Source organism: Rhizobium sp. 21-4511-3d (genome assembly GCF_053522545.1).
The window spans coordinates 68,261-87,042 of the sequence record NZ_JBNWCF010000002.1 but is presented as its reverse complement, the minus strand read 5'-3'; the positions used below and the strand labels follow the sequence as shown (position 1 = coordinate 87,042).

The window sequence follows — 18,782 nt, the reverse complement described above, 5'->3', positions numbered from 1 at the left end:
GGGAAATGTTTCAGCGTTTGTAGGTCGGCGTAATAAAGGGCAGGGCGCTGACGGTGACGGGCAGGTACTTGCCGCGCACTTCAGCGAAAATGACCGTTCCGGCAGCCGCATGCGACAGCGGCACGTAACCCATGGCGACGGGGCCTTCGACGCTCGGGCCGAAGCCGCCGGACGTGACTTCGCCGAGCTCGGTCTTGCCTTCGGCATCGGCATAGAGCTTGGCATGGCCGCGCACCGGCGCCTTGCCATCCGGCTTCAGGCCGACGCGGCGGCGCGTGGCGCCATTGTCCAGTTCGGCGAGGATGCGCTCGGCACCCGGGAAACCGCCGGCGCGGACGCCGCCCGTCTTGCGGGCCTTCTGCATGCCCCATTCAAGGGCAGCTTCGACCGGCGTCGTCGTCGTGTCGATATCGTTGCCATAGAGGCAGAGGCCGGCTTCGAGGCGCAGCGAATCGCGGGCACCGAGGCCGATCGCCTCGACGTCCGGATGCTCAAGCAACCGCTTGGTGACATCCTCGGCCTTGTCGGCGGGAATGGAGATTTCGAAGCCGTCTTCGCCGGAATAGCCGGAGCGGGAAACCAGACAGGAAACGTCATGCAGGCGGCAGTGGCGCACATCCATGAACTTCATGGCGGCGACGTCGGCCCAGAGTTCGGCGAGCACATCGACGGCGCGCGGTCCCTGCAGGGCGATGAGCGCGCGGTCGAGCACGGTGATGTCGCAGCGGTCGCCGATATGCTTCTGCATATGCGCGACGTCTTCTTCCTTGCAGGCGGCGTTGACGACGACGAACAGGTGATCGTCGAGATGGGTGATCATCAGGTCGTCGAGGATGCCGCCGTTGTCATCGGTGAAGAAACCGTAGCGCTGGCGTCCTTCGGCGAGGCCGAGGATATCGACGGGCACGAGGCTTTCGAGCGCAAGCGCTGCATCCTCATACTTCCCGGTCTTCGCCTTCACGATGACCTGGCCCATGTGGGACACGTCGAAGACGCCGGCGGCCTGGCGGGTCTGCAGGTGCTCCTTCATGACGCCGGCCGGATATTGCACCGGCATGTCGTATCCGGCGAAGGGAACCATGCGGGCGCCGAGCGACAGATGCAGCGCATGAAGCGGGGTTTTCTTGAGGGCAGCAGTATCGTCCAATGACGCCTCCGGTCGTTGCGCGTGGAAGTCCATGCGCGGGCTCAAATGAAGGCGCGGCTGCGCCTCGTTATCGAGCCCCCTCTGTCCTTGCGCCTGAGATTGTTATCCCTTCGGCGAGCGTTTCGAGAACGCCTCTCTCCAGAGTTCCGTCTGCCCCTTGTGGTCCTTTTGCCTGAGAGTTTCCGGGGCGGTTGCTCCTTCGGCACCGGCACTTGCGAACCGGCTTCTCCCAACAAGGTCGCGGCAATTATCGGGCGGAACGGGTTGTTGGCAAGGGGGAATGTCGCCGCCGAACAAATTTTTGTCGCGGCATCACGGTGCAAATTGTGATCTGCGTCAAATCGGCTTTTGCTTTTCGTCAATAAAGTGATTAATCGCGACAGCCGCGGAAGGGGATTTGATGGCGAACACGGGCCGGAAAGCTGGGATGCTGACGCGCATGATCTGCGCGCTGGGCCTGCTTGTGCTCGGCCTTGCGCATCAGGCGCCGCAGCCTGCCACTGAACCCCTTTATAGCAGCGCCGAATATGCCCTGCCTGACGGCTCCTTCGCCTCGCTTTGCGTGACCGTCAAGGACGACGATGGCAAGCACCTGCCGATGAGGCCGAATTGCGAGGTCTGCCGTCTCGCTGCCTCGATCATTCTGCCTGCGCCGGATGCGGCCGCATGGTTGAAGCTCGACTTTTCCTCTTTCGAGAATGCGCTGACCAGCGATATCGCCGTCCTGCCGGTGCGCGCGGTGGCGCAGCCGAAATCGCGGGGGCCGCCGGTTCTGGCCTGATCTCCAGCCCGAACCGAAATGCAACATGATGCCGGAGCCCGCCAAGACGATGCGGATGCCGGCGAGGAGACACCAGATGAAAACCGTTCAGACCCTTGGCCTTGCCGCCGCTCTTTCCTTTGCCGCAACGGCGGCCTGCGCCCATGTGACCTTCCTCGACGCCGAGGCTCCGCAGGAAGCGACGATTCTCGCGACGCTGCAGGTGCCGCATGGCTGCGATGGCAAGCCGACCAATGAAGTGCAGGTAAAGCTGCCGGAAGGTTTCGTTTTCGCCAAGCCGCAGCCGAAGGCCGGCTGGGAACTTGAGGTCATCAAGGGCGACTACAAGAAGAGCTACGACAATCACGGCACGCCGGTGAAGTCGGGCGCGATCGAGATCCGCTGGAAGGGCGGCAATCTCTCCGACGATTTCTACGATACATTCGTCATCCAGGGTAAGGTCTCCGGCGTCGATGCCGGGACGTCGCTGGCTTTCCCGGTGACGCAGCTCTGCGGCGATACCGTCGAGGCCTGGGACCAGGTTGCCGCCGAAGGCCGCGATCCGCACAAGCTGAAGAGCCCGGCGCCGGTGCTGACCGTTGTCGCGGGCAGCGATCACGGCCATGGCCATGACGACATGGCGGGCATGGACATGAGCGGCATGGCCGGAATGGCGATGGCGGCACCGGCTGGCGATGAAGCCAAGCTCGGCGATCTCGAAATCTCCGGTGCCTTCGCAAAGGCGATGCTGCCGGGCCAACCGGTCGGCGGCGGCTTCCTGACGATCAAGAACGATGGCAAGACCGACGATACGCTGATTGCCGTGTCCTCGCCGAATGCCGGCGAAGTGCAGATGCACGAGATGAAGACCGAGAACAACGTGATGAAGATGCGCGAGCTCAAGGGCGGCATCAAGGTTCCGGCCGGCGAGACCGTCAAGCTGGAGCCGGGCGCGTTGCATCTGATGTTCCAGAAGGTCACCACGCCCTTCAAGCAGGGCGACAGCGTTCCGGTGACGCTGACCTTCGAGAAGGCCGGCAAGGTGGATGTGACGCTGAAGGTCCTGTCCGCGCAGGGCAAGTAAACAGCAAAAGGCCCGCGGCTTTCACCGCGGGCCCTTTCGCTTCCTGGGGGATAAAATCAGACTTCCTCGTAAGATCTGAGCGCCTGCTGCAGGCCGGCCTGCGGCTGCTTATTGCCCTTGGTCATCAGGTCGAGGGCCACTTCGGTCGATTGAATGATGTTGGGCGAATCTTCGAGCTCGTCGGCGGCTGCAACGCCGCGCAGCTGGCGCTCGGCCATCCGGCGCGTTTCCTTGGCGGCCATGTTCGGCGGCACGCGCTGAGCGATCCTCAGCGACTCGAAAGCGGCGGCCGCGGTGCTCGCGGATATGGTTACGACCTGTGTCATCCGCTTCAGGATAGACAGTCCGCGTTCTTGCCCCGCTAAGGAAATCGCTCGCATTTTAGCGATGGGCCGGAAACTGTTGGAATCGGACCGATGCTGCGCTACACAACGCCCATGTTTCAAGCTCTTCTCGTTGCCGGCGGCGGTGCTGCCGGGTCTCTGCTGCGCTATTTCGTCGGTCAGTGGTCCCTCAGATTATGGGGGCCGAACTTTCCGTGGGGTACGCTGATCGTCAATATCGTCGGCTGCTTCATCATCGGCGTGTTTGCCGAGATGATCGCGCGCCGCTTCAATGCATCGGCCGATCTCCGGCTGCTGCTGATCACCGGCTTTCTCGGCGGCTTCACGACGTTTTCGGCCTTTTCGCTCGATGCCATCTCGCTCTTCGAGCGCGGCGAGGCGGTGATGGGCGGCGTCTATATCGCTGCCAGCGTCGGTCTCTCGATGGCCGCCGTCATCGCTGGTCTCGCCCTGATGCGCGCTTTGCTCTGAAAGGCGGTTCCCGCGCGGGCAAAAATGCTCTAAAGCCAGCGGCAACCGCCGCGCCAGGCGCAGGCAATCATTTCCGGAAAGACAAGAACAATGGCCGGTATCGAACATATCACTGTTGAAGCCGACGAAGCGGGCATGCGCCTCGATCGCTGGTTCAAGATCCATTATCCGGGGCTCGGTTTCGGCCCCCTACAGAAACTGCTGCGCTCCGGCCAGGTCCGTGTCGATGGCGGCCGGGTGAAGACCGATGCGCGCATCCAGCCGGGACAGGTCGTCCGCGTGCCGCCGCTTGACGTCGATGCCAAGAAGACCGGGCCGATAGCCTCTCATGACCTGAAGCACGGTGACGATTACGATCTCCTGCAGCGCATGGTGCTGCACGAAGACGACAAGGTGATCGTGCTCAACAAGCCTGCCGGCCTTGCCGTGCAGGGCGGATCGGGCGTCACCCGCAACATCGACAAGATGCTGGAAGCCTGGACCAACAAGAAGGGCGAGAAACCGCGGCTCGTCCACCGCCTCGACCGCGACACGTCGGGGGTTTTGGTCATCGCCCGCACCCGCGGCGCGGCGCAGAAGCTGACGGCCGCCTTCCGTGAGCGCGATACGAAGAAGACCTACTGGTCGCTGGTACGCGGCGTGCCGCGCAAGCACGAAGACAAGATTTCGACTTGGCTGGTGAAGGAAGCGACCGAGGACGGCGATCGCATGCGGATCGCCAAGCATGGCGAGGACGGCGCCGATCACGCCATTTCCTACTACCGCGTCCTTGAGACTGCCGCTCAGAACCTCGCCTGGCTTGAGATGGAGCCTTATACAGGACGTACACACCAGCTGCGCGTCCACGCCCTCCACATCGGACACCCGATCATCGGCGATCCCAAATATTTCATCGAGGATCCGAACTGGGCATTCCCGGGCGGCATCCAGAAGCGGCTGCATCTGCATGCCCGCAAGATCGATATTCCGCATCCGGACGGCGGCCGCCTGAAGGTGACCGCGCCGCTGCCGCCGCACATGGTTCAGACCTGGAACCTGCTCGGCCTCGATCTCGCCGGTGCCGAAAGGGACGACGAGGAATGAAACTGGCGCTTTTCGATTGCGACGGCACGCTCGTCGACAGCGCTGCGCTGATCCACGAGGTCATGGCACGCACCTTCGTGGATTTCGGCTATCCGCGGCCGGATATCTCGGCAACCAAGTCGATCATCGGCCTGACGCTCGATATCGCCATTGCCCGGATGCAGGGCAAGCCGCATGTCGATGACGAGGCGGTGGCGATGACCGCGCATTACAAGAAAATCTACATGGACGTGCGCAGCGAGCCGGGCATGGACGTACCACTGTTCGACGGCATCAAGCCGGTGATTGCAGCGCTTGCCGCGCGTGACGACATCCTGATCGGCGCCGTCACCGGCAAGTCTCGGCGCGGCCTTGTGAACGTTCTCGAAACGCACGGGTTTGCGCCGGATTTCATCGTCTCGCGCACCGCCGACGACTGCCCGTCGAAGCCGCATCCGGCGATGGTTACCGAATGCTGTGACGAAACAGGCATGAATCCGACCGACGCCATTGTCATCGGCGATGCGATTTACGATATGCAGATGGCAAAGGCGGCCGGTGCCAAGGCGATCGGCGTATCCTGGGGTTATGCAAGTGTCGAAGACCTTGTTGCCGCCGGAGCCGACGCCATCGTCCGCCATCCGAAAGACCTGCTCGAGCATTTTTGAGGTGACGCCATGCGCGACCTGTTGAACGACCTTTCCGAAGGTCTCAGCCATCCCGATCCGATCCGCCGCGCGCAGATCCAGATGAAGAAGCCGCTGCCCAAGCGATTCTACAAGGATGTGACCGTTGCCGAACAGGAAGACGGCGGCTTCGCCATTCTGCTCGACGGCAAGGCGGTTCGCACGCCTGCCAAACAGATTCTGGCCGTTCCCGCCAAGGCGCTTGGCGATCTGCTTGCCGCCGAATGGGATGCGCAGGCCGAGATGATCGATCCATCGACCATGCCGGTGACCCGTCTGGTCAATACGGCGCTCGATGGTGTTGCCACCGATACGCAGGCGGTCATCGAGGATCTTTTGCGCTTTTCGTCCAGCGATCTTCTCTGCTACCGCGCCGACGGCCCGGAAATGCTGGTGAAGCGCCAGGCCGATCGCTGGGATCCGGTGCTCGACTGGGCGGCTGACGATCTTGGCGCGCGCTTCATCCTGATCGAGGGTGTCATGCACCACGAGCAGCCGCGCGATGCGATCGCTGCCTTCGGTGTGACGCTGCGCCGCCACGACGATGCGCTGACGCTCGCCGCCTTGCATACGATCACGACGCTGACAGGTTCGGCGATCCTGGCGCTCGCTTTTGCCGAGCGGCACCTCACTATGGACGAAGTCTGGTCGCTGGCGCATCTCGATGAAGACTGGACGATCGAGCATTGGGGCAGCGACGAGGAAGCCGAGGCGCGCCGCGCCAAGCGCTTCGAAGACTTCAAGGCCGCCGCGGATGTTTTTTTGGCGCTAAGGGCCTGAAACATATTGCTTTGACAGCGAGAATGGCGAAATCTGCGACTCCTGACGGGGGATAGGTGCAGGTTTTGCAATGAAGTGGCTGCGGTTATGTTTTTGCCAATTGGCGGTGATTTGCGTGGCCTTGAGCGCCTGCAGCATGGGCTCGAAGGAGCCGCCTGCGCCGATCTATGACGTCCGCAGCGCGGTCGTTCTCGGCGGTGTCGGCGTTCCGCCGGCGGTATTGTCGGGGATCAGCGACCGCGTCAATGCGGCTATCAACGCCACGGTCCGCACCGATGTCTATCCGCGCGTCGTTCTGACGATCCGCATCGTTTCCGTCACAAAGGGGCAGGGGTTCGACAAGAACCGCAACGTCGCGAAGATCACGGCCGACGCGGCCTCGGTCGATGACGGCTCGGTCATCGGCGTCTCGGCCTTCGACGTTTCGAGCTTCGCCAACGATCCGGCTATGGCCGACCAGATTCTTGCAGAGGATATCGCAGCGCGCATCCGCTCGGCGTTCCAGCTGACGGCCGGGCGCGGCTGACGACGAGCCGTTCGCGCGGCGGGAGGAGATTTCATGAAGGAAATTCTCGAAGAGCTCGAGCGCCGGCGCGATGCGGCGCGTCTCGGCGGCGGCGAGGCGCGCATCGAAGCGCAGCACAAGCGCGGCAAGCTGACGGCGCGCGAGCGCATCGACCTCATTCTCGATGAGGATTCCTTCGAAGAATTCGACATGTTCGTCGAGCATCGTTCGACAGATTTCGGCATGGAGAAGAGCCGTATCGCCGGCGACGGCGTTGTCACCGGCTGGGGAACGGTCAACGGCCGTACCGTCTTCGTCTTTGCCAAGGACTTTACCGTCTTCGGTGGCTCGCTTTCGGAAGCGCATGCCGAGAAGATCATGAAGGTGCAGGATATGGCGTTGAAGAACCGCGCGCCTATCATCGGCATCTATGACGCCGGCGGCGCCCGCATCCAGGAAGGTGTCGCGGCGCTCGGCGGCTATGCAGAGGTGTTCCAGCGCAACGTGCTCGCCTCGGGCGTCATTCCGCAGATCTCTGTCATCATGGGCCCGTGCGCCGGTGGCGACGTCTATTCGCCTGCGATGACCGATTTCATCTTCATGGTGCGCGACACGTCCTATATGTTCGTGACCGGCCCCGATGTCGTGAAGACCGTGACCAACGAGACCGTGACGGCGGAAGAGCTCGGCGGCGCCTCGGTGCATACGACGCGGTCGTCGATTGCCGATGGCGCTTATGACAACGATGTCGATACGCTGCTGCAGGTGCGCCGTCTCATCGATTTCCTGCCGCAGTCCAATACCTCGCCGATCCCGGAGATCGAATGTTACCAGCCGGTGACAGAGTCCGACGAATCGCTGGATACGCTGGTTCCGGCCAATGCGAACAAGCCCTACGACATCAAGGAACTGATCTTGAAGGTCGCCGACGAGGGGGATTTCTTCGAGATCCAGGCGAGCTTTGCCAAGAACATCGTCTGCGGCTTCGGGCGCATCGAGGGCTCGACGGTGGGTTTCGTTGCCAATCAGCCGATGGTGCTTGCCGGGGTGCTCGACAGTGACGCCTCGCGCAAGGCGGCGCGCTTCGTGCGCTTCTGCGACTGCTTCAACATTCCGCTCGTCACCTTCGTCGACGTGCCGGGGTTCCTTCCGGGAACGGCGCAGGAATATGGCGGGCTGATCAAGCATGGCGCCAAGCTGCTGTTTGCTTATGCGGAAGCGACGGTTCCAAAGCTGACGGTCATTACCCGCAAGGCCTTCGGCGGCGCCTACGACGTGATGGCGTCGAAGCATCTGCGCGGCGACCTGAACTATGCCTGGCCAACGGCCCAGATCGCCGTGATGGGCGCCAAGGGCGCCGTCGAGATCATCTTCCGCAAGGATATCGCCGATTCCGCGAAGATCGCGGCGCATACGAAGATGTACGAGGACCGGTTCCTGTCACCCTTCGTTGCCGCCGAGCGCGGCTATATCGACGAGGTGATCATGCCGCACTCGACGCGCCGCCGTCTGGCGCGGGGCTTGAAGATGCTGCGCAACAAGGATCTCTCCAATCCCTGGAAGAAGCATGACAACATTCCGCTCTGACCGAATAAAACTGTGCTTTCCGGTGTTTAGGCACTGTCGAAGATGTGAACGCCATCCGTGATTCCGTGATTTTTCTCGGCACCGCGGACAGGCTAACGCTCTTCCTGCCCCTAGAAGGAGAGTCTTTATGTCTGCTTTTGATCGTTTGAGCGCCTATCAGCCCTATGCACTGGCTGCGCTCAGAATTTTTGCCGCTCTGCTGTTCATCGAACACGGCACGATGAAACTTTTCGCCTTCCCGATCCCGCAGGGTGATGGTGGCTCACTGCCGCCGTTGTTCCTCGTCGCAGCACTGCTGGAAGTTATCGGCGGCCTGCTTGTTCTCGTCGGTTTCCTGACGCGTCCGGTTGCCTTCCTGCTGTCCGGTGAAATGGCGATCGCCTATTTCATGGCGCATTTCCCGCGCGGCTTCTATCCGGCGGTCAATGGCGGCGGTGAAGCAATCCTGTTCTGCTTCATCTTCCTGTTTCTGGTCTTTGCCGGCGCCGGCGCGCTTTCGGTCGATAGCCGCAAGACGGTCTAACAACGAGAAATGCCGCGGTTTGACCCGCGGCATTTCCACTTTCAAGCGGTGAGTTTCAGTCCGGCGATACCGGCAACGATCAGGCCGATGCAGGCGAGGCGCGCAGCGTTTGCAGGGTCACCGAGCAGCCAGATGCCAAGCAGCACGGTGCCGACGGTGCCGATACCGGTCCAGATCGCGTAAGCCGTGCCGATCGGCAGCGTCTTGACCGCCAGCCCCAAGAGAACCACGCTGATCACCATCGAGACGACCGTCAGAACGGTCGGCATGGGGCGTGTGAAGCCATCGGTATATTTCAGACCGATCGCCCAACCACATTCGAAAAGACCTGCGAGAAACAGCAGGAACCAGGCCATCTTACTCTCCTTGTCAAGAGCGAGGCCGTCCCCGCGACTTTTGCACCCCAGTTAGCGGGCGCCGCAGTCGTCTGCGTTGTCAGTCATATGCGATGCGGGGCGGCAAAGTTCAAGCTAGGATTTGGCATAGCTGCCATGCCACCCGTTTTCGGCGTTCAGCCGAGGCGTTCGGCGTGCCAGCGCAGATGATCGTCCATGAAGGTGGAGATGAAGTAGTAGGAGTGGTCGTAGCGCTCGTGCATGCGCAGCGTCAGCTGGATGTCCGTGCCCTTGATCGCATCCTCGAAAAGCCAGGGGCGCAGGCCGTTTTCGAGGAAGCCATCGGCCTTGCCCTGGTCGATCAAGAATTCCGGGAAACGTGCGCCGTCGCTTACCAGAGCGCAGGCATCATATTGCCGCCAGGCCTTACGGTCGGCGCCGAGATATTTTTCGAGGGCCGGGGCGGACCAGTCCGCGGTCGAGGGTTCGACGATCGGTGCGAAAGCCGAGCAGCTCTTGAAACGGCCGGGGTTCTTCAGCGCGATCGTCATGGCACCATGACCGCCCATCGAGTGGCCGAAGATGCCCTGGCGGCTCATGTCGGCACGAAACTGCTCGGCGATCAGGGCAGGGAGCTCTTCGGTGATGTAGGTGTACATCTGGAAGTGTTCGGCCCAGGGCGCCTCGGTCGCATCGAGGTAAAAGCCGGCGCCTTTGCCCATCTGCCAGTTGGTCAGCTCATCGGCGACGTCGTTGCCGCGCGGGCTGGTGTCCGGGCAGACAATGATCATGCCGAGCTCGGCGGCGAGGCTGCGATATTCGCCCTTTTCCATGACGTTGGCATGGGTGCAGGTCAGGCCGGAGAGATACCAGAGTACCGGGCAGGGCTCCTTGATGGCCTTCGGCGGCACGAAGACGGCAAAGGTCATCTCGCATTTGCAGGCCTCGGATTCGTGGCTGAATACGCCCTGCATGCCGCCAAATGCGGTCGCCTGCGAAATGATCTTCATGTCAGTCTCCAGTCTGTTCGGAAATGTTCTTGGCGCGGCGGCAGAGCCGGTCGAAGGTTTCGAGGAAACGCGAGCGATCCTTGGGGCCGAAAGCGGCGTTGTAGCCCTTGCTTTCGCCGGTCTCGCGCAGATGCGCGCCGAGATCCCGCATGGCACTCGCCATGCCGATATTGGTGTCGTCGAAGACACGGCCTGTGGGGCCGCACACCAATGCACCGGCAGCCACACAGCGCACGGCGAGTGGCACGTCTGCGGTGACGACGACATCGGCTATTGCCGCATGCTCGGCGATCCAGTTGTCGGCCGCATCGAAGGCGTTCGAGACGATGACGTTGCGCACCATCGGATCGCGCGACGGCCGCAGCCCGGAATTGGCGACGAACGTCACCTCCATCCCGAGCCTTTCGGCGACCTTCAGGATTTCCGGCTTGACCGGACAGGCGTCGGCGTCGACGTAGATTTGCGGCATGGTCTTTTGTTTCTATTCGTCGAAATAGCGGTGGTAATCACGTGCGGCGTTGAGGATGCGGATCAATTCAATGCCACTGCCGTCAGGGATCGGATCGTAGATGATGATGTAGCTGCGGTATGGGAACATCCGAAGCCTGGGATAGCGGCGGAACCGCTGAACACCAAGCAACGGGTTATTCGCCAGTATCTCGTAGCGCATCTCCAGTTCCAGAATGAAATCATCTGCTCGGGCTTCGCTGTCGCGGGCGATAAAGCGCCAGATATCGTAGAGATCCTCGACGAATTGTGGTCTGCGAAGGACAACGGCCACCTGGTCAGGTCCGCGCCCGGAAGGATGCGAGAAGCGTATTTGCGGGCTCCATGGGCGCAGGTTCGCCGCTACGCAGGCCGATCTCGACTTCATCTTCCAGAGCGCTGACAAAGGCGGCGGCCTGGTTTTCACGATCTTCGAGCAGGCGCAGCCCAGTTGCAACCACGTCGTTCGCTCCCGCGAAGCGTCCCGTCCGCACGAGCTCATCGACGAGAGCCTGTTGCTCTGACGTAAGAGATATCGAGGACGATTGCGCCACACTGGCTCCCATCGGTTTGCTATTCCATCAGTCTAACAAGGCGAGGCCCGCATTTCCAGATCGATGGAAATGCAGGCCGCTCTGCTTAGTATACCACCACGCCGCGGATGCTTTCACCCTTGTGCATCATGTCGAAGCCCTTGTTGATGTCTTCGAGGGGCATCGTGTGGGTGATCATCGGGTCGATCTGGATTTTGCCCTGCATGTACCAGTCGACGATCTTCGGGACGTCGGTGCGGCCGCGCGCGCCGCCGAAGGCCGTGCCCATCCAGTTGCGGCCGGTGACCAGCTGGAACGGACGGGTAGAGATTTCCTGGCCGGCGCCGGCAACGCCGATGATGACGGACTTGCCCCAGCCGCGGTGCGACGATTCGAGCGCCTGGCGCATCACCTTGGTGTTGCCGGTGCAGTCGAAGGTGTAGTCGGCGCCGCCGATCAGGTCGCCGTTGCGCTTGGTCAGGTTGACAAGGTACGGCACGATATCGTCGCCGACATCCTTCGGATTGACGAAATGCGTCATGCCGAATTTCTCGCCCCATTCCTTGCGGTCGTTGTTGATGTCGACACCGATGATCATGTCGGCGCCGGCAAGGCGCAGGCCCTGGAGAACGTTGAGGCCGATGCCGCCGAGACCGAAGACGATCGCCGTCGAGCCGATTTCCACCTTGGCGGTGTTGATGACGGCGCCGATGCCGGTCGTCACGCCGCAGCCGATGTAGCAGATCTTGTCGAAGGGGGCGTCCGGGTTGACCTTGGCAACGGCAATCTCGGGAAGAACCGTGAAATTGGCGAAGGTCGAGCAGCCCATGTAATGATGGATCTTGTCCTTGCCGATCGAGAAGCGCGAGGTGCCGTCGGGCATCAGGCCCTGGCCCTGCGTCGAGCGGATCGCCGTGCAGAGATTGGTCTTGCGCGACAGGCAGGAATAGCACTCGCGGCATTCAGGCGTGTAGAGCGGGATGACGTGGTCGCCCTTCTTCACCGAGGTCACGCCGGGGCCGACATCGACGACGACACCGGCGCCTTCATGGCCGAGAATCGCCGGAAACAGGCCTTCTGGATCGGCACCCGAGAGGGTGAAGTCGTCGGTGTGGCAGATACCTGTTGCCTTCACCTCGATCAGCACTTCGCCGGCCCTCGGCCCGTCGAGCTGAACTGTCATGACTTCCAAAGGCTTGCCTGCCTGAACGGCGACTGCGGCGCGAACGTCCATCGTCTGATCTCCCTATCTGATTTGCTGGGCGGACAATCGCACGGCGGCAGAGGGGCGCTCAAGCGAAAAGCTTGATCAAAAGACACTTTGTCCGGGATGCGGCAGCCAGTTTGCCGCTAACGTCAGAAAAGCTTTTCGCTCGCGAAAATAATGGCATAGCCGTGCATGGCAATCGCCGCGTAGAAGCCGAATGCAACGAGCATCCTTTCACCATCATTCATCTCATCAAGCTTCTGGCGCGGCTTGACCGAGCCGGAGCCGATCATGCTCATCAGGATGAAGACGGCCAGCCCGGCGATCAGCAGATTGTTCGACAGGCCGATCGCCCAACCGACGCCGATAATGCAGGCGGTGACGGTGAAGCTGGCGACGATCAGCGAGTGCCGGGTGCGGAAGATCTGGCGCAGCACCTGGCCGCCGTCGAAGCGGTGCATAGGCAGTAGATTGAGGAGATTGAAGGCGCCAAGGATCAGCAGCAGGACGAGCAGCGGCCCGCCGACGCTCGCCGGCACGACGCCGTGGCCGATGCCCTGGACGGCAGCGATGATGATCGGCACGACGAATGCCGACATCCCAGCGCCCATCAGAGCGCAGGCGGCGACCTCGAAAAGGTTTTTGTAGGGGCGCCCGCCAATCGCGATGCCGCCGAGCAGCGGGATGAAGATCATCCGCACCGATCTGTGCCCGAAGGCGCGGTAGGCCGCCATGTGGCCGAGCTCGTGAAGGGCGATGACCATGGTCAGAAAGGTCGAGATCATCAGGCCGCTGGCGGTGAGCCCGAAGAACGGCCAGAGCAGCAGAGTGGAAAGCACAGCCAGGAAGGTTTGAACCAGAGGCCTTTCGAAATGGCCTTGCGGCCTGGAGACGCCGGTTTCCAGCCATCCCTGCAGCGAGCGGATTTCGCGCTGGAGCACGAAATAGCGGAAGATGAGGAAGGCGAGGCCGCGATAGTGGTCGGTCTGACTGATCTCCAGCGCAGAGCCTTGTGGCGTGGACCTGATGATGCGGCTTTCGCTGTAATGCTGCCAGAAGGCCGGATCGAGCGTGCTGTCGTCGGCGATCCGCGACCGGAAGGCATGCGCGCCGCCGGCAGGAAGCGGATCGAGCGCCAGGACGCGGCGCAGCGGCTCGCCATTGCGGTCGAGATGGCTGTAGACCTGCTCGACGAAACCCGGCCGGTGGGCGATGGCCGCGCTGCTAATGACGGCGTGGTGCCAGTCGGCAGACTCGCCGGCGGGATTGATCGCCTTCCACAGTGTTTCGGGCGGACAGCGGAAAGTTCTCGTGACGCTGATCGTGCGCAGACCAAGCGGTATGCGCATCAGAAGCCAGAGCAGACCGAGATTGATGAACAGCAGGATGGCCGCTGATTGAAGCGCCGACATAGAGGACTCCGGCCCCAGCCACAGGGCGAAAACGGCTCATCATAGCGCGAGCCGCTTAACAAATGCCCCTGTCACCGATGGGTGAGTACCTCGCCGCTGTGCCGGAACGGGTCAGGCGAACTCCATGATGACGGCATCGACGGCGAGGCTTTCGCCCGGCTTTGCTTTCACTTTGCCGACGACGAGGTCGCGCTCGGCGCGCAGCACGTTTTCCATCTTCATGGCCTCGACAACGGCAAGCGTCTCGCCGGCCTTGACCTCCTGGCCCTCGGCAACCGCAATCGACACGACGAGACCGGGCATTGGGCAGAGCAGAAGTTTCGACGTATCCGGCGGGAGCTTGACCGGCATCAGGCGGTCGAGCTCGGCATGGCGCGGCGTGAAGACCTTGGCGCGAACGGAGAGACCCTGCCAGTCGATGCGCAGACCGTTCAGAACAGGCCGGATCTGGGCGATGACCTTGGCGCCATCGATCGTGCCGGACCAGACGGGCTCGCCGGGTCTCCAATTGGTGACAACGTGCAGCTCGCGGCCATAGGCCTTCATTCCCATCTCGAAGGGGATGGTCACATGGCCTTCAAGGAGGCTCGCAGCGACGTAGTCGCCGCCGACTTTCACCACCCAGTCGCTGCGCAGATCGCCCGTCGCTGCGCGGAGGCGGTCGCCATGGCGTTCGCGGCGGTTGGTCTCGATCAGCGAGGCCGAGAGGGCGATCGCGGCCAGCGCGGCCTTCTGCGACGCATCGGGCTCTACCGGTGCGAAGCCATCGGGATATTCCTCGGCGATGAAACCCGTCGAAAGCCGGCCTTCGCGCCAACGGGGATGTTTCATCAGGGCCGAGAGAAACGGAACATTGTGTTCGATCCCGTCGACCACGAAGGCATCGAGCGCCTCGGCCATCGCATCTATTGCGGTCAGCCGGTCCGGCGCCCAAGTGCAGAGCTTGGCGATCATCGGATCGTAATACATGGAGATTTCGGCGCCTTCATAAACGCCGGTGTCGTTGCGGACGATGATATCGCCGTGCCTGCCTTCGGCCGGCGGCCGGTAGCGGGTAAGGCGGCCGATCGACGGCAGGAAGTTGCGATAGGGGTCTTCGGCATAAAGGCGGCTTTCGATCGCCCAGCCGTTCAGCTTGATGTCCTTCTGCGCGAAGGGCAGCTTCTCTCCGGCCGCAACGCGGATCATCTGCTCGACGAGATCGATGCCGGTGACGAGTTCGGTCACGGGATGCTCGACCTGCAGGCGGGTGTTCATTTCCAGGAAATAGAAATTGCGGTCGCGATCGACGATGAACTCGACGGTGCCGGCGCTTTGATAGTCGACGGCCTTGGCGAGCGCGATGGACTGCTCGCCCATCGCCTTGCGGGTCTTCTCGTCGAGAAAGGGCGAGGGCGCCTCTTCGGCAACCTTCTGGTTCCGGCGCTGGATCGAGCATTCGCGCTCTCCGAGATAGACGGCATTGCCATGCCCGTCAGCAAGCACCTGGATCTCGATATGACGGGGATCGACGACATATTTCTCGATGAAGACGCGATCGTCGCCGAAGGAGCTCTTCGCCTCCGAACGGGCGCGGTCGAAGCCGTCGTGCACTTCCGCTTCGTTCCAGGCGATACGCATGCCCTTGCCGCCACCGCCGGCCGAGGCCTTGATCATGACAGGATAGCCGATCTCGCCGGCGATCTTTTCCGCCTGCGCCACGTCCTCGATGACGCCGAGATAGCCCGGCACGGTCGAGACCTTGGCGGCGTTGGCGAATTTCTTCGATTCGATCTTGTCGCCCATGGCAAGGATCGCCTTGGGCTTCGGTCCGATGAAGACGATACCTTCCTTCTCCAGCGCCTCGCAGAAGGAGGCGCGCTCGGAGAGGAAGCCGTAGCCGGGGTGGACGGCCTCGGCGCCGGTTTCCCTGCAGGCTGCAATGATTTTCTCGGCGACGAGATAGCTTTCTGCAGCAGGCGCTGCGCCGATATGAACGGCCTCATCGGCCATTTCGACATGCAGCGCGTCCCGATCCGCGTCGGAATAGACCGCGACGGTCAAAATACCCATGCGCCGCGCAGTCTTGATCACGCGGCAAGCGATTTCGCCGCGATTCGCGATCAGGATTTTCTTGAACATGAAGACTCCACCCGAGAAATGCGTCCTGAAGTTCTACGCAGAAACTTCAGGACGCACAATCGTACGAAAGCCTTGCAGCTATTCAGCTTTACGGCGCAGGGATCAGGCGACGGCCTGCTCGTCGTCGACGATCCTCAGCCAGCGGCTGGTGCGCGGCTGGTGATAATCGCGTAGCTCCAGCGCCCGCATGATTTCGGTCCATCGGGGATGGTTTCCGGCGGGAAGCGTTTCCGTCTCGATGCGGCGAAGGACGCCATGGGTGACCGGCGAAACGGGGATGACGCCGCCTTCACAGACATTCCGCAGCACGCGCATGACGTAATCGACGTCCTGGCGGGTGATTCCCTTGCGCTCGACGGCGCGCGTCAGCTTGTAGCCGCCGACATTGTCGGTGATCGCAAGGCGGAGCTGGTCGAGGGCGAAGGCGCGCAGCTCATCCGGCACATAGGACGAGATTTCCATGATGTGCAGCACCAGCTCCAGCTCGAGCGCCGAGTTCACGACGCCATCGGTCGCGAACATGCGCATGATCCAGGCGGCGTTGATCTCGTCGAGCGATCCCTGCGGATAGCTGTAATTGACGATGAAACCGGCGAGGCTTTCGACGAAGAAAGCGTTCCATTCCGGGCATTTTTCGGGGCAAGAATTGTTGAGTGCGAGCATGACGACCACGTCGTCGGCGGTCCGGACGCCGTCCGGGAAGCTATGCTTGCGCAGAAGGCCGATGTCGTCGACGGCCAACCGGTGCTTTCCGGCGATGACGCATGCCGGGAAAGCGAGTCGGAATTCGCTCATTTTTTATCTCCAGAACCTCATCATGAGGCCGGAGACGCTTCTATCGCGCGCGGATTGAGGATCCCTCAACAACGACAGTTAACGAATTGCCGTTTCATTCAGGCCGAATTGACGGACTTCGACTGCAGCCGTTCGCGCCAGATGATGAAAAGCCCGGACGCGACGATGATGGCGATTCCTATCCACTTGGAAACAGTGGGGAAATCATTGAACAGCGCGTAGCCGAGAACCGTGGCCGAGATAATCTCGAAGTACTGAAATGGGGCAAGCAGCGAGAGCGGCGCCAGGCGAAAAGCCCGAACGACGAGCAAATGCGCATAGCCGGAGAGCGAGCCGAGAATCAGCAGCAGCACCAGACCGAGGAGAGACGAGGGCAGGGAGATCTCGAAATCCGCGATACCGGCGGCATTTCCGCCGAAGAGCGCAACGGCCATGAACAGCGTTCCACCGATTCCGGCCATGGTCTGCATGGTCAGCGGCGAATCGGCCTCGCCGATCGCGCGATTGAGGAACAGGTAGAGCGAATAGAGGAAAGCGCAGAAGACCGGCAGCAGCGCCTTGAGACCGAAGATTTCGTAGCTCGGCTGGATGACGATCATGGCGCCGCCGAAGCCGACAACGATCGCCGTCCAGCGCCGCCAGCCGACCTTGTCTCCGAGGAAGAGCGCCGACATCGCCGTCAGCATGAAGGGCTCGACGAAATAGATGGCGAAGACATCGGCGAGCGGCATGTATTTGACGGCGACGAAGAACAGCAGGCTTGCCGCGCCATGGAGGACACCGCGCAACAGGTTCATCCAGGGGCGCTTGGCGTGCAGCGCCTTCCAGCGGAAGAGCACGAACAGCAGCGGCAGCGTGCAGACCAGCTGGAAGAAGAACCGGTAGAAGGTCACCTGGCCCGGCGACATCGATTCGAAGGTCGCCATATATTTGGCGATCGCATCCATGGCGGGAAGGACGATCATGGCACCGGCCATGATGGCCATGCCCTGGAGGGGATTCTGCTGGGATTGTGGCTGGGACATGCTCGGCTTCCGGAAACATGACCATCAACCACAGGACTGGCCCGCAGGCAAGGCGCGGCTCAAGCCTCGTTGACGGTCTCTCCGAAGACGGCCTCGAAGGATTCGCGCAGGCGCATGTCGACATCCGCCATCATCACCGGCAGGCCGAGATCGACGAGGCTCGTAACGCCATAGGCAGAGATGCCGCAGGGGACGATGCCGCTGAAATGGTCGAGATCCGGCTCGACGTTCAAAGAGAGCCCATGGAAGGTGACCCAGCGGCGCAGGCGGATGCCAAGAGCGGCGATCTTGTCTTCGCTGACCGAACCATCCGGCAGCAGCGGCTTTTCGGGACGGCGCACCCAGACGCCAACCCGGTCCTCGCGCCGTTCGCCGCGGACATTCATCGAATCGAGCGTGCGGATGACGACGTCTTCGAGGGCGGCAACGAAAGCGCGGACGTCCTGGCGGCGCCGCTTGAGGTCGAGCATCACATAGGCAACGCGCTGGCCGGGTCCGTGATAGGTATATTCGCCGCCGCGGCCGGTGGCGAAGACAGGGAATCGGTCCGGCTGCACCAGATCCTTGGCATCGGCGCTGGTACCGGCCGTGTAAAGCGGTGGATGTTCGACCAGCCAGACGAGCTCGTCGCCGCCATCGGCAATCGCCGCGACCTCGCGTTCCATTGTTTCCACAGCCTGTTCATAAGGCACCAGGCCATCGGCGATCCGCCAGCGGACAGGATTATTGCCCTCGCGAGGAAACATGGAGAATTGCAAATCGGTGCGCAGCATGGACTTTTCCCTTGCCGCACAGGGGAAGCGGCAGAGCGCTATATGGCCCCGTTTGATGCCCAATTCAAATGCTGTGATTTGTTTTGAAAAAAACTGTCATATCGCTCTTGTGCGCCCAAAATGCTTTTGCTACATG

22 protein-coding genes and 1 riboswitch are annotated in these 18,782 nt (G+C 61.9%); of the genes, 9 read left to right on the top strand and 13 right to left on the bottom strand.

Going from position 1 to position 18,782, the window contains the following annotated elements; translation table 11 throughout:
- Window positions 1–10: 10 nt before the first annotated feature.
- Window positions 11–1,147, bottom strand: a complete 1,137-nt coding sequence (gcvT, locus tag ACQZ5H_RS06315) for a glycine cleavage system aminomethyltransferase GcvT (protein WP_449097068.1) — start codon at window positions 1,145–1,147, stop codon at window positions 11–13.
- Window positions 1,148–1,297: 150 nt separating this feature from the next.
- Window positions 1,298–1,389, bottom strand: a riboswitch (glycine riboswitch).
- Window positions 1,390–1,547: 158 nt separating this feature from the next.
- On the opposite strand from gcvT, the gene ACQZ5H_RS06310 reads away from it, so the two are divergent.
- Together ACQZ5H_RS06310 and ACQZ5H_RS06305 are read left to right on the top strand one after the other, a co-directional pair.
- Window positions 1,548–1,928 carry a hypothetical protein gene (locus ACQZ5H_RS06310; RefSeq protein ID WP_449097067.1) on the top strand — a complete coding sequence of 127 codons (381 nt, stop codon included), beginning with the start codon at window positions 1,548–1,550 and terminating at the stop codon, window positions 1,926–1,928.
- 76 nt (window positions 1,929–2,004) lie between these two features.
- Window positions 2,005–2,991: a DUF1775 domain-containing protein gene (locus ACQZ5H_RS06305; protein WP_449097066.1), complete on the top strand. Its 987-nt coding sequence runs from the start codon at window positions 2,005–2,007 to the stop codon at window positions 2,989–2,991.
- A 56-nt stretch (window positions 2,992–3,047) separates the two neighbouring features.
- Here ACQZ5H_RS06305 and ACQZ5H_RS06300 read toward each other — a convergent pair whose 3' ends face one another.
- Window positions 3,048–3,317 carry a hypothetical protein gene (locus tag ACQZ5H_RS06300; protein WP_112716371.1) on the bottom strand — a complete coding sequence of 90 codons (270 nt, stop codon included), beginning with the start codon at window positions 3,315–3,317 and terminating at the stop codon, window positions 3,048–3,050.
- 111 nt (window positions 3,318–3,428) lie between these two features.
- On the opposite strand from ACQZ5H_RS06300, the gene crcB reads away from it, so the two are divergent.
- From crcB to ACQZ5H_RS06265, 7 genes are all read left to right on the top strand, one after another.
- Entirely contained in the window at window positions 3,429–3,806 is a 378-nt protein-coding gene (crcB, locus tag ACQZ5H_RS06295) for a fluoride efflux transporter CrcB (RefSeq protein WP_130278260.1), read from the top strand.
- A gap of 90 nt (window positions 3,807–3,896) precedes the next feature.
- Complete coding sequence (locus ACQZ5H_RS06290) at window positions 3,897–4,889, top strand: RluA family pseudouridine synthase (protein WP_112716367.1); 993 nt, start codon at window positions 3,897–3,899, stop codon at window positions 4,887–4,889.
- Complete coding sequence (locus ACQZ5H_RS06285) at window positions 4,886–5,536, top strand: HAD-IA family hydrolase (RefSeq protein ID WP_449097065.1); 651 nt, start codon at window positions 4,886–4,888, stop codon at window positions 5,534–5,536. The genes ACQZ5H_RS06290 and ACQZ5H_RS06285 overlap by 4 nt, the downstream gene beginning before the upstream one ends.
- Before the next feature lie 9 nt (window positions 5,537–5,545).
- Window positions 5,546–6,334, top strand: a complete 789-nt coding sequence (locus tag ACQZ5H_RS06280) for an ATP12 family chaperone protein (RefSeq protein WP_112716363.1) — start codon at window positions 5,546–5,548, stop codon at window positions 6,332–6,334.
- 70 nt (window positions 6,335–6,404) lie between these two features.
- Complete coding sequence (locus ACQZ5H_RS06275; RefSeq protein WP_112716361.1) at window positions 6,405–6,860, top strand: hypothetical protein; 456 nt, start codon at window positions 6,405–6,407, stop codon at window positions 6,858–6,860.
- A gap of 33 nt (window positions 6,861–6,893) precedes the next feature.
- The gene (locus ACQZ5H_RS06270) at window positions 6,894–8,426 is read left to right on the top strand and encodes an acyl-CoA carboxylase subunit beta (protein ID WP_449097064.1); all 1,533 of its coding nucleotides are present in this window, start codon (window positions 6,894–6,896) and stop codon (window positions 8,424–8,426) included.
- Between the two features lie 127 nt (window positions 8,427–8,553).
- A complete protein-coding gene (locus ACQZ5H_RS06265) occupies window positions 8,554–8,949 on the top strand; it encodes a DoxX family protein (RefSeq protein ID WP_112716357.1) in 396 nt (131 codons plus the stop codon).
- 41 nt (window positions 8,950–8,990) lie between these two features.
- Here ACQZ5H_RS06265 and sugE read toward each other — a convergent pair whose 3' ends face one another.
- The 11 genes from sugE to lipB form a co-directional block, all read right to left on the bottom strand.
- Window positions 8,991–9,305 (bottom strand): quaternary ammonium compound efflux SMR transporter SugE, encoded by a 315-nt coding sequence (gene sugE, locus ACQZ5H_RS06260; protein WP_112716355.1) that lies wholly within the window; start codon window positions 9,303–9,305, stop codon window positions 8,991–8,993.
- Window positions 9,306–9,460: 155 nt separating this feature from the next.
- A complete protein-coding gene (fghA, locus tag ACQZ5H_RS06255) occupies window positions 9,461–10,294 on the bottom strand; it encodes an S-formylglutathione hydrolase (protein WP_449097063.1) in 834 nt (277 codons plus the stop codon).
- A 1-nt stretch (window position 10,295) separates the two neighbouring features.
- Window positions 10,296–10,763, bottom strand: coding sequence for a YaiI/YqxD family protein (locus ACQZ5H_RS06250; RefSeq protein WP_112716351.1), 468 nt, complete (start codon window positions 10,761–10,763; stop codon window positions 10,296–10,298).
- A gap of 12 nt (window positions 10,764–10,775) precedes the next feature.
- Window positions 10,776–11,075: a type II toxin-antitoxin system RelE/ParE family toxin gene (locus ACQZ5H_RS06245; protein ID WP_449097062.1), complete on the bottom strand. Its 300-nt coding sequence runs from the start codon at window positions 11,073–11,075 to the stop codon at window positions 10,776–10,778.
- Window positions 11,076–11,079: 4 nt separating this feature from the next.
- On the bottom strand, window positions 11,080–11,334 hold the full coding sequence (locus ACQZ5H_RS06240) for a type II toxin-antitoxin system ParD family antitoxin (protein ID WP_449097061.1): 255 nt from the start codon (window positions 11,332–11,334) through the stop codon (window positions 11,080–11,082).
- A gap of 85 nt (window positions 11,335–11,419) precedes the next feature.
- Window positions 11,420–12,547 carry an S-(hydroxymethyl)glutathione dehydrogenase/class III alcohol dehydrogenase gene (locus ACQZ5H_RS06235; protein WP_449097060.1) on the bottom strand — a complete coding sequence of 376 codons (1,128 nt, stop codon included), beginning with the start codon at window positions 12,545–12,547 and terminating at the stop codon, window positions 11,420–11,422.
- 122 nt (window positions 12,548–12,669) lie between these two features.
- Entirely contained in the window at window positions 12,670–13,932 is a 1,263-nt protein-coding gene (locus ACQZ5H_RS06230; protein ID WP_449097059.1) for a hypothetical protein, read from the bottom strand.
- 111 nt (window positions 13,933–14,043) lie between these two features.
- Entirely contained in the window at window positions 14,044–16,053 is a 2,010-nt protein-coding gene (locus ACQZ5H_RS06225) for an acetyl-CoA carboxylase biotin carboxylase subunit (protein WP_449097058.1), read from the bottom strand.
- 102 nt (window positions 16,054–16,155) lie between these two features.
- On the bottom strand, window positions 16,156–16,848 hold the full coding sequence (locus ACQZ5H_RS06220; protein WP_449097057.1) for a hypothetical protein: 693 nt from the start codon (window positions 16,846–16,848) through the stop codon (window positions 16,156–16,158).
- A 98-nt stretch (window positions 16,849–16,946) separates the two neighbouring features.
- Entirely contained in the window at window positions 16,947–17,873 is a 927-nt protein-coding gene (locus ACQZ5H_RS06215; protein ID WP_112716341.1) for a DMT family transporter, read from the bottom strand.
- 59 nt (window positions 17,874–17,932) lie between these two features.
- Window positions 17,933–18,646, bottom strand: a complete 714-nt coding sequence (gene lipB, locus ACQZ5H_RS06210) for a lipoyl(octanoyl) transferase LipB (protein WP_112716339.1) — start codon at window positions 18,644–18,646, stop codon at window positions 17,933–17,935.
- Window positions 18,647–18,782: the final 136 nt, after the last annotated feature.

Excerpts from the sequence above, each read along its gene's own strand:
- ACQZ5H_RS06235 (WP_449097060.1), bottom strand. The coding sequence starts at position 12,547 with ATGGACGTTCGCGCCGCAGTCGCCGTTCAGGCAGGCAAGCCTTTGGAA.
- ACQZ5H_RS06305 (WP_449097066.1), top strand. The coding sequence starts at position 2,005 with ATGAAAACCGTTCAGACCCTTGGCCTTGCCGCCGCTCTTTCCTTTGCC.
- ACQZ5H_RS06220 (WP_449097057.1), bottom strand. The coding sequence starts at position 16,848 with ATGAGCGAATTCCGACTCGCTTTCCCGGCATGCGTCATCGCCGGAAAG.
- fghA (WP_449097063.1), bottom strand. The coding sequence starts at position 10,294 with ATGAAGATCATTTCGCAGGCGACCGCATTTGGCGGCATGCAGGGCGTA.
- ACQZ5H_RS06285 (WP_449097065.1), top strand. The coding sequence starts at position 4,886 with ATGAAACTGGCGCTTTTCGATTGCGACGGCACGCTCGTCGACAGCGCT.
- crcB (WP_130278260.1), top strand. The coding sequence starts at position 3,429 with ATGTTTCAAGCTCTTCTCGTTGCCGGCGGCGGTGCTGCCGGGTCTCTG.
- lipB (WP_112716339.1), bottom strand. The coding sequence starts at position 18,646 with ATGCTGCGCACCGATTTGCAATTCTCCATGTTTCCTCGCGAGGGCAAT.
- ACQZ5H_RS06230 (WP_449097059.1), bottom strand. The coding sequence starts at position 13,932 with ATGTCGGCGCTTCAATCAGCGGCCATCCTGCTGTTCATCAATCTCGGT.
- ACQZ5H_RS06265 (WP_112716357.1), top strand. The coding sequence starts at position 8,554 with ATGTCTGCTTTTGATCGTTTGAGCGCCTATCAGCCCTATGCACTGGCT.
- ACQZ5H_RS06250 (WP_112716351.1), bottom strand. The coding sequence starts at position 10,763 with ATGCCGCAAATCTACGTCGACGCCGACGCCTGTCCGGTCAAGCCGGAA.
- ACQZ5H_RS06270 (WP_449097064.1), top strand. The coding sequence starts at position 6,894 with ATGAAGGAAATTCTCGAAGAGCTCGAGCGCCGGCGCGATGCGGCGCGT.
- ACQZ5H_RS06215 (WP_112716341.1), bottom strand. The coding sequence starts at position 17,873 with ATGTCCCAGCCACAATCCCAGCAGAATCCCCTCCAGGGCATGGCCATC.
- ACQZ5H_RS06280 (WP_112716363.1), top strand. The coding sequence starts at position 5,546 with ATGCGCGACCTGTTGAACGACCTTTCCGAAGGTCTCAGCCATCCCGAT.
- sugE (WP_112716355.1), bottom strand. The coding sequence starts at position 9,305 with ATGGCCTGGTTCCTGCTGTTTCTCGCAGGTCTTTTCGAATGTGGTTGG.
- ACQZ5H_RS06310 (WP_449097067.1), top strand. The coding sequence starts at position 1,548 with ATGGCGAACACGGGCCGGAAAGCTGGGATGCTGACGCGCATGATCTGC.
- ACQZ5H_RS06225 (WP_449097058.1), bottom strand. The coding sequence starts at position 16,053 with ATGTTCAAGAAAATCCTGATCGCGAATCGCGGCGAAATCGCTTGCCGC.
- ACQZ5H_RS06275 (WP_112716361.1), top strand. The coding sequence starts at position 6,405 with ATGAAGTGGCTGCGGTTATGTTTTTGCCAATTGGCGGTGATTTGCGTG.
- ACQZ5H_RS06290 (WP_112716367.1), top strand. The coding sequence starts at position 3,897 with ATGGCCGGTATCGAACATATCACTGTTGAAGCCGACGAAGCGGGCATG.
- ACQZ5H_RS06300 (WP_112716371.1), bottom strand. The coding sequence starts at position 3,317 with ATGACACAGGTCGTAACCATATCCGCGAGCACCGCGGCCGCCGCTTTC.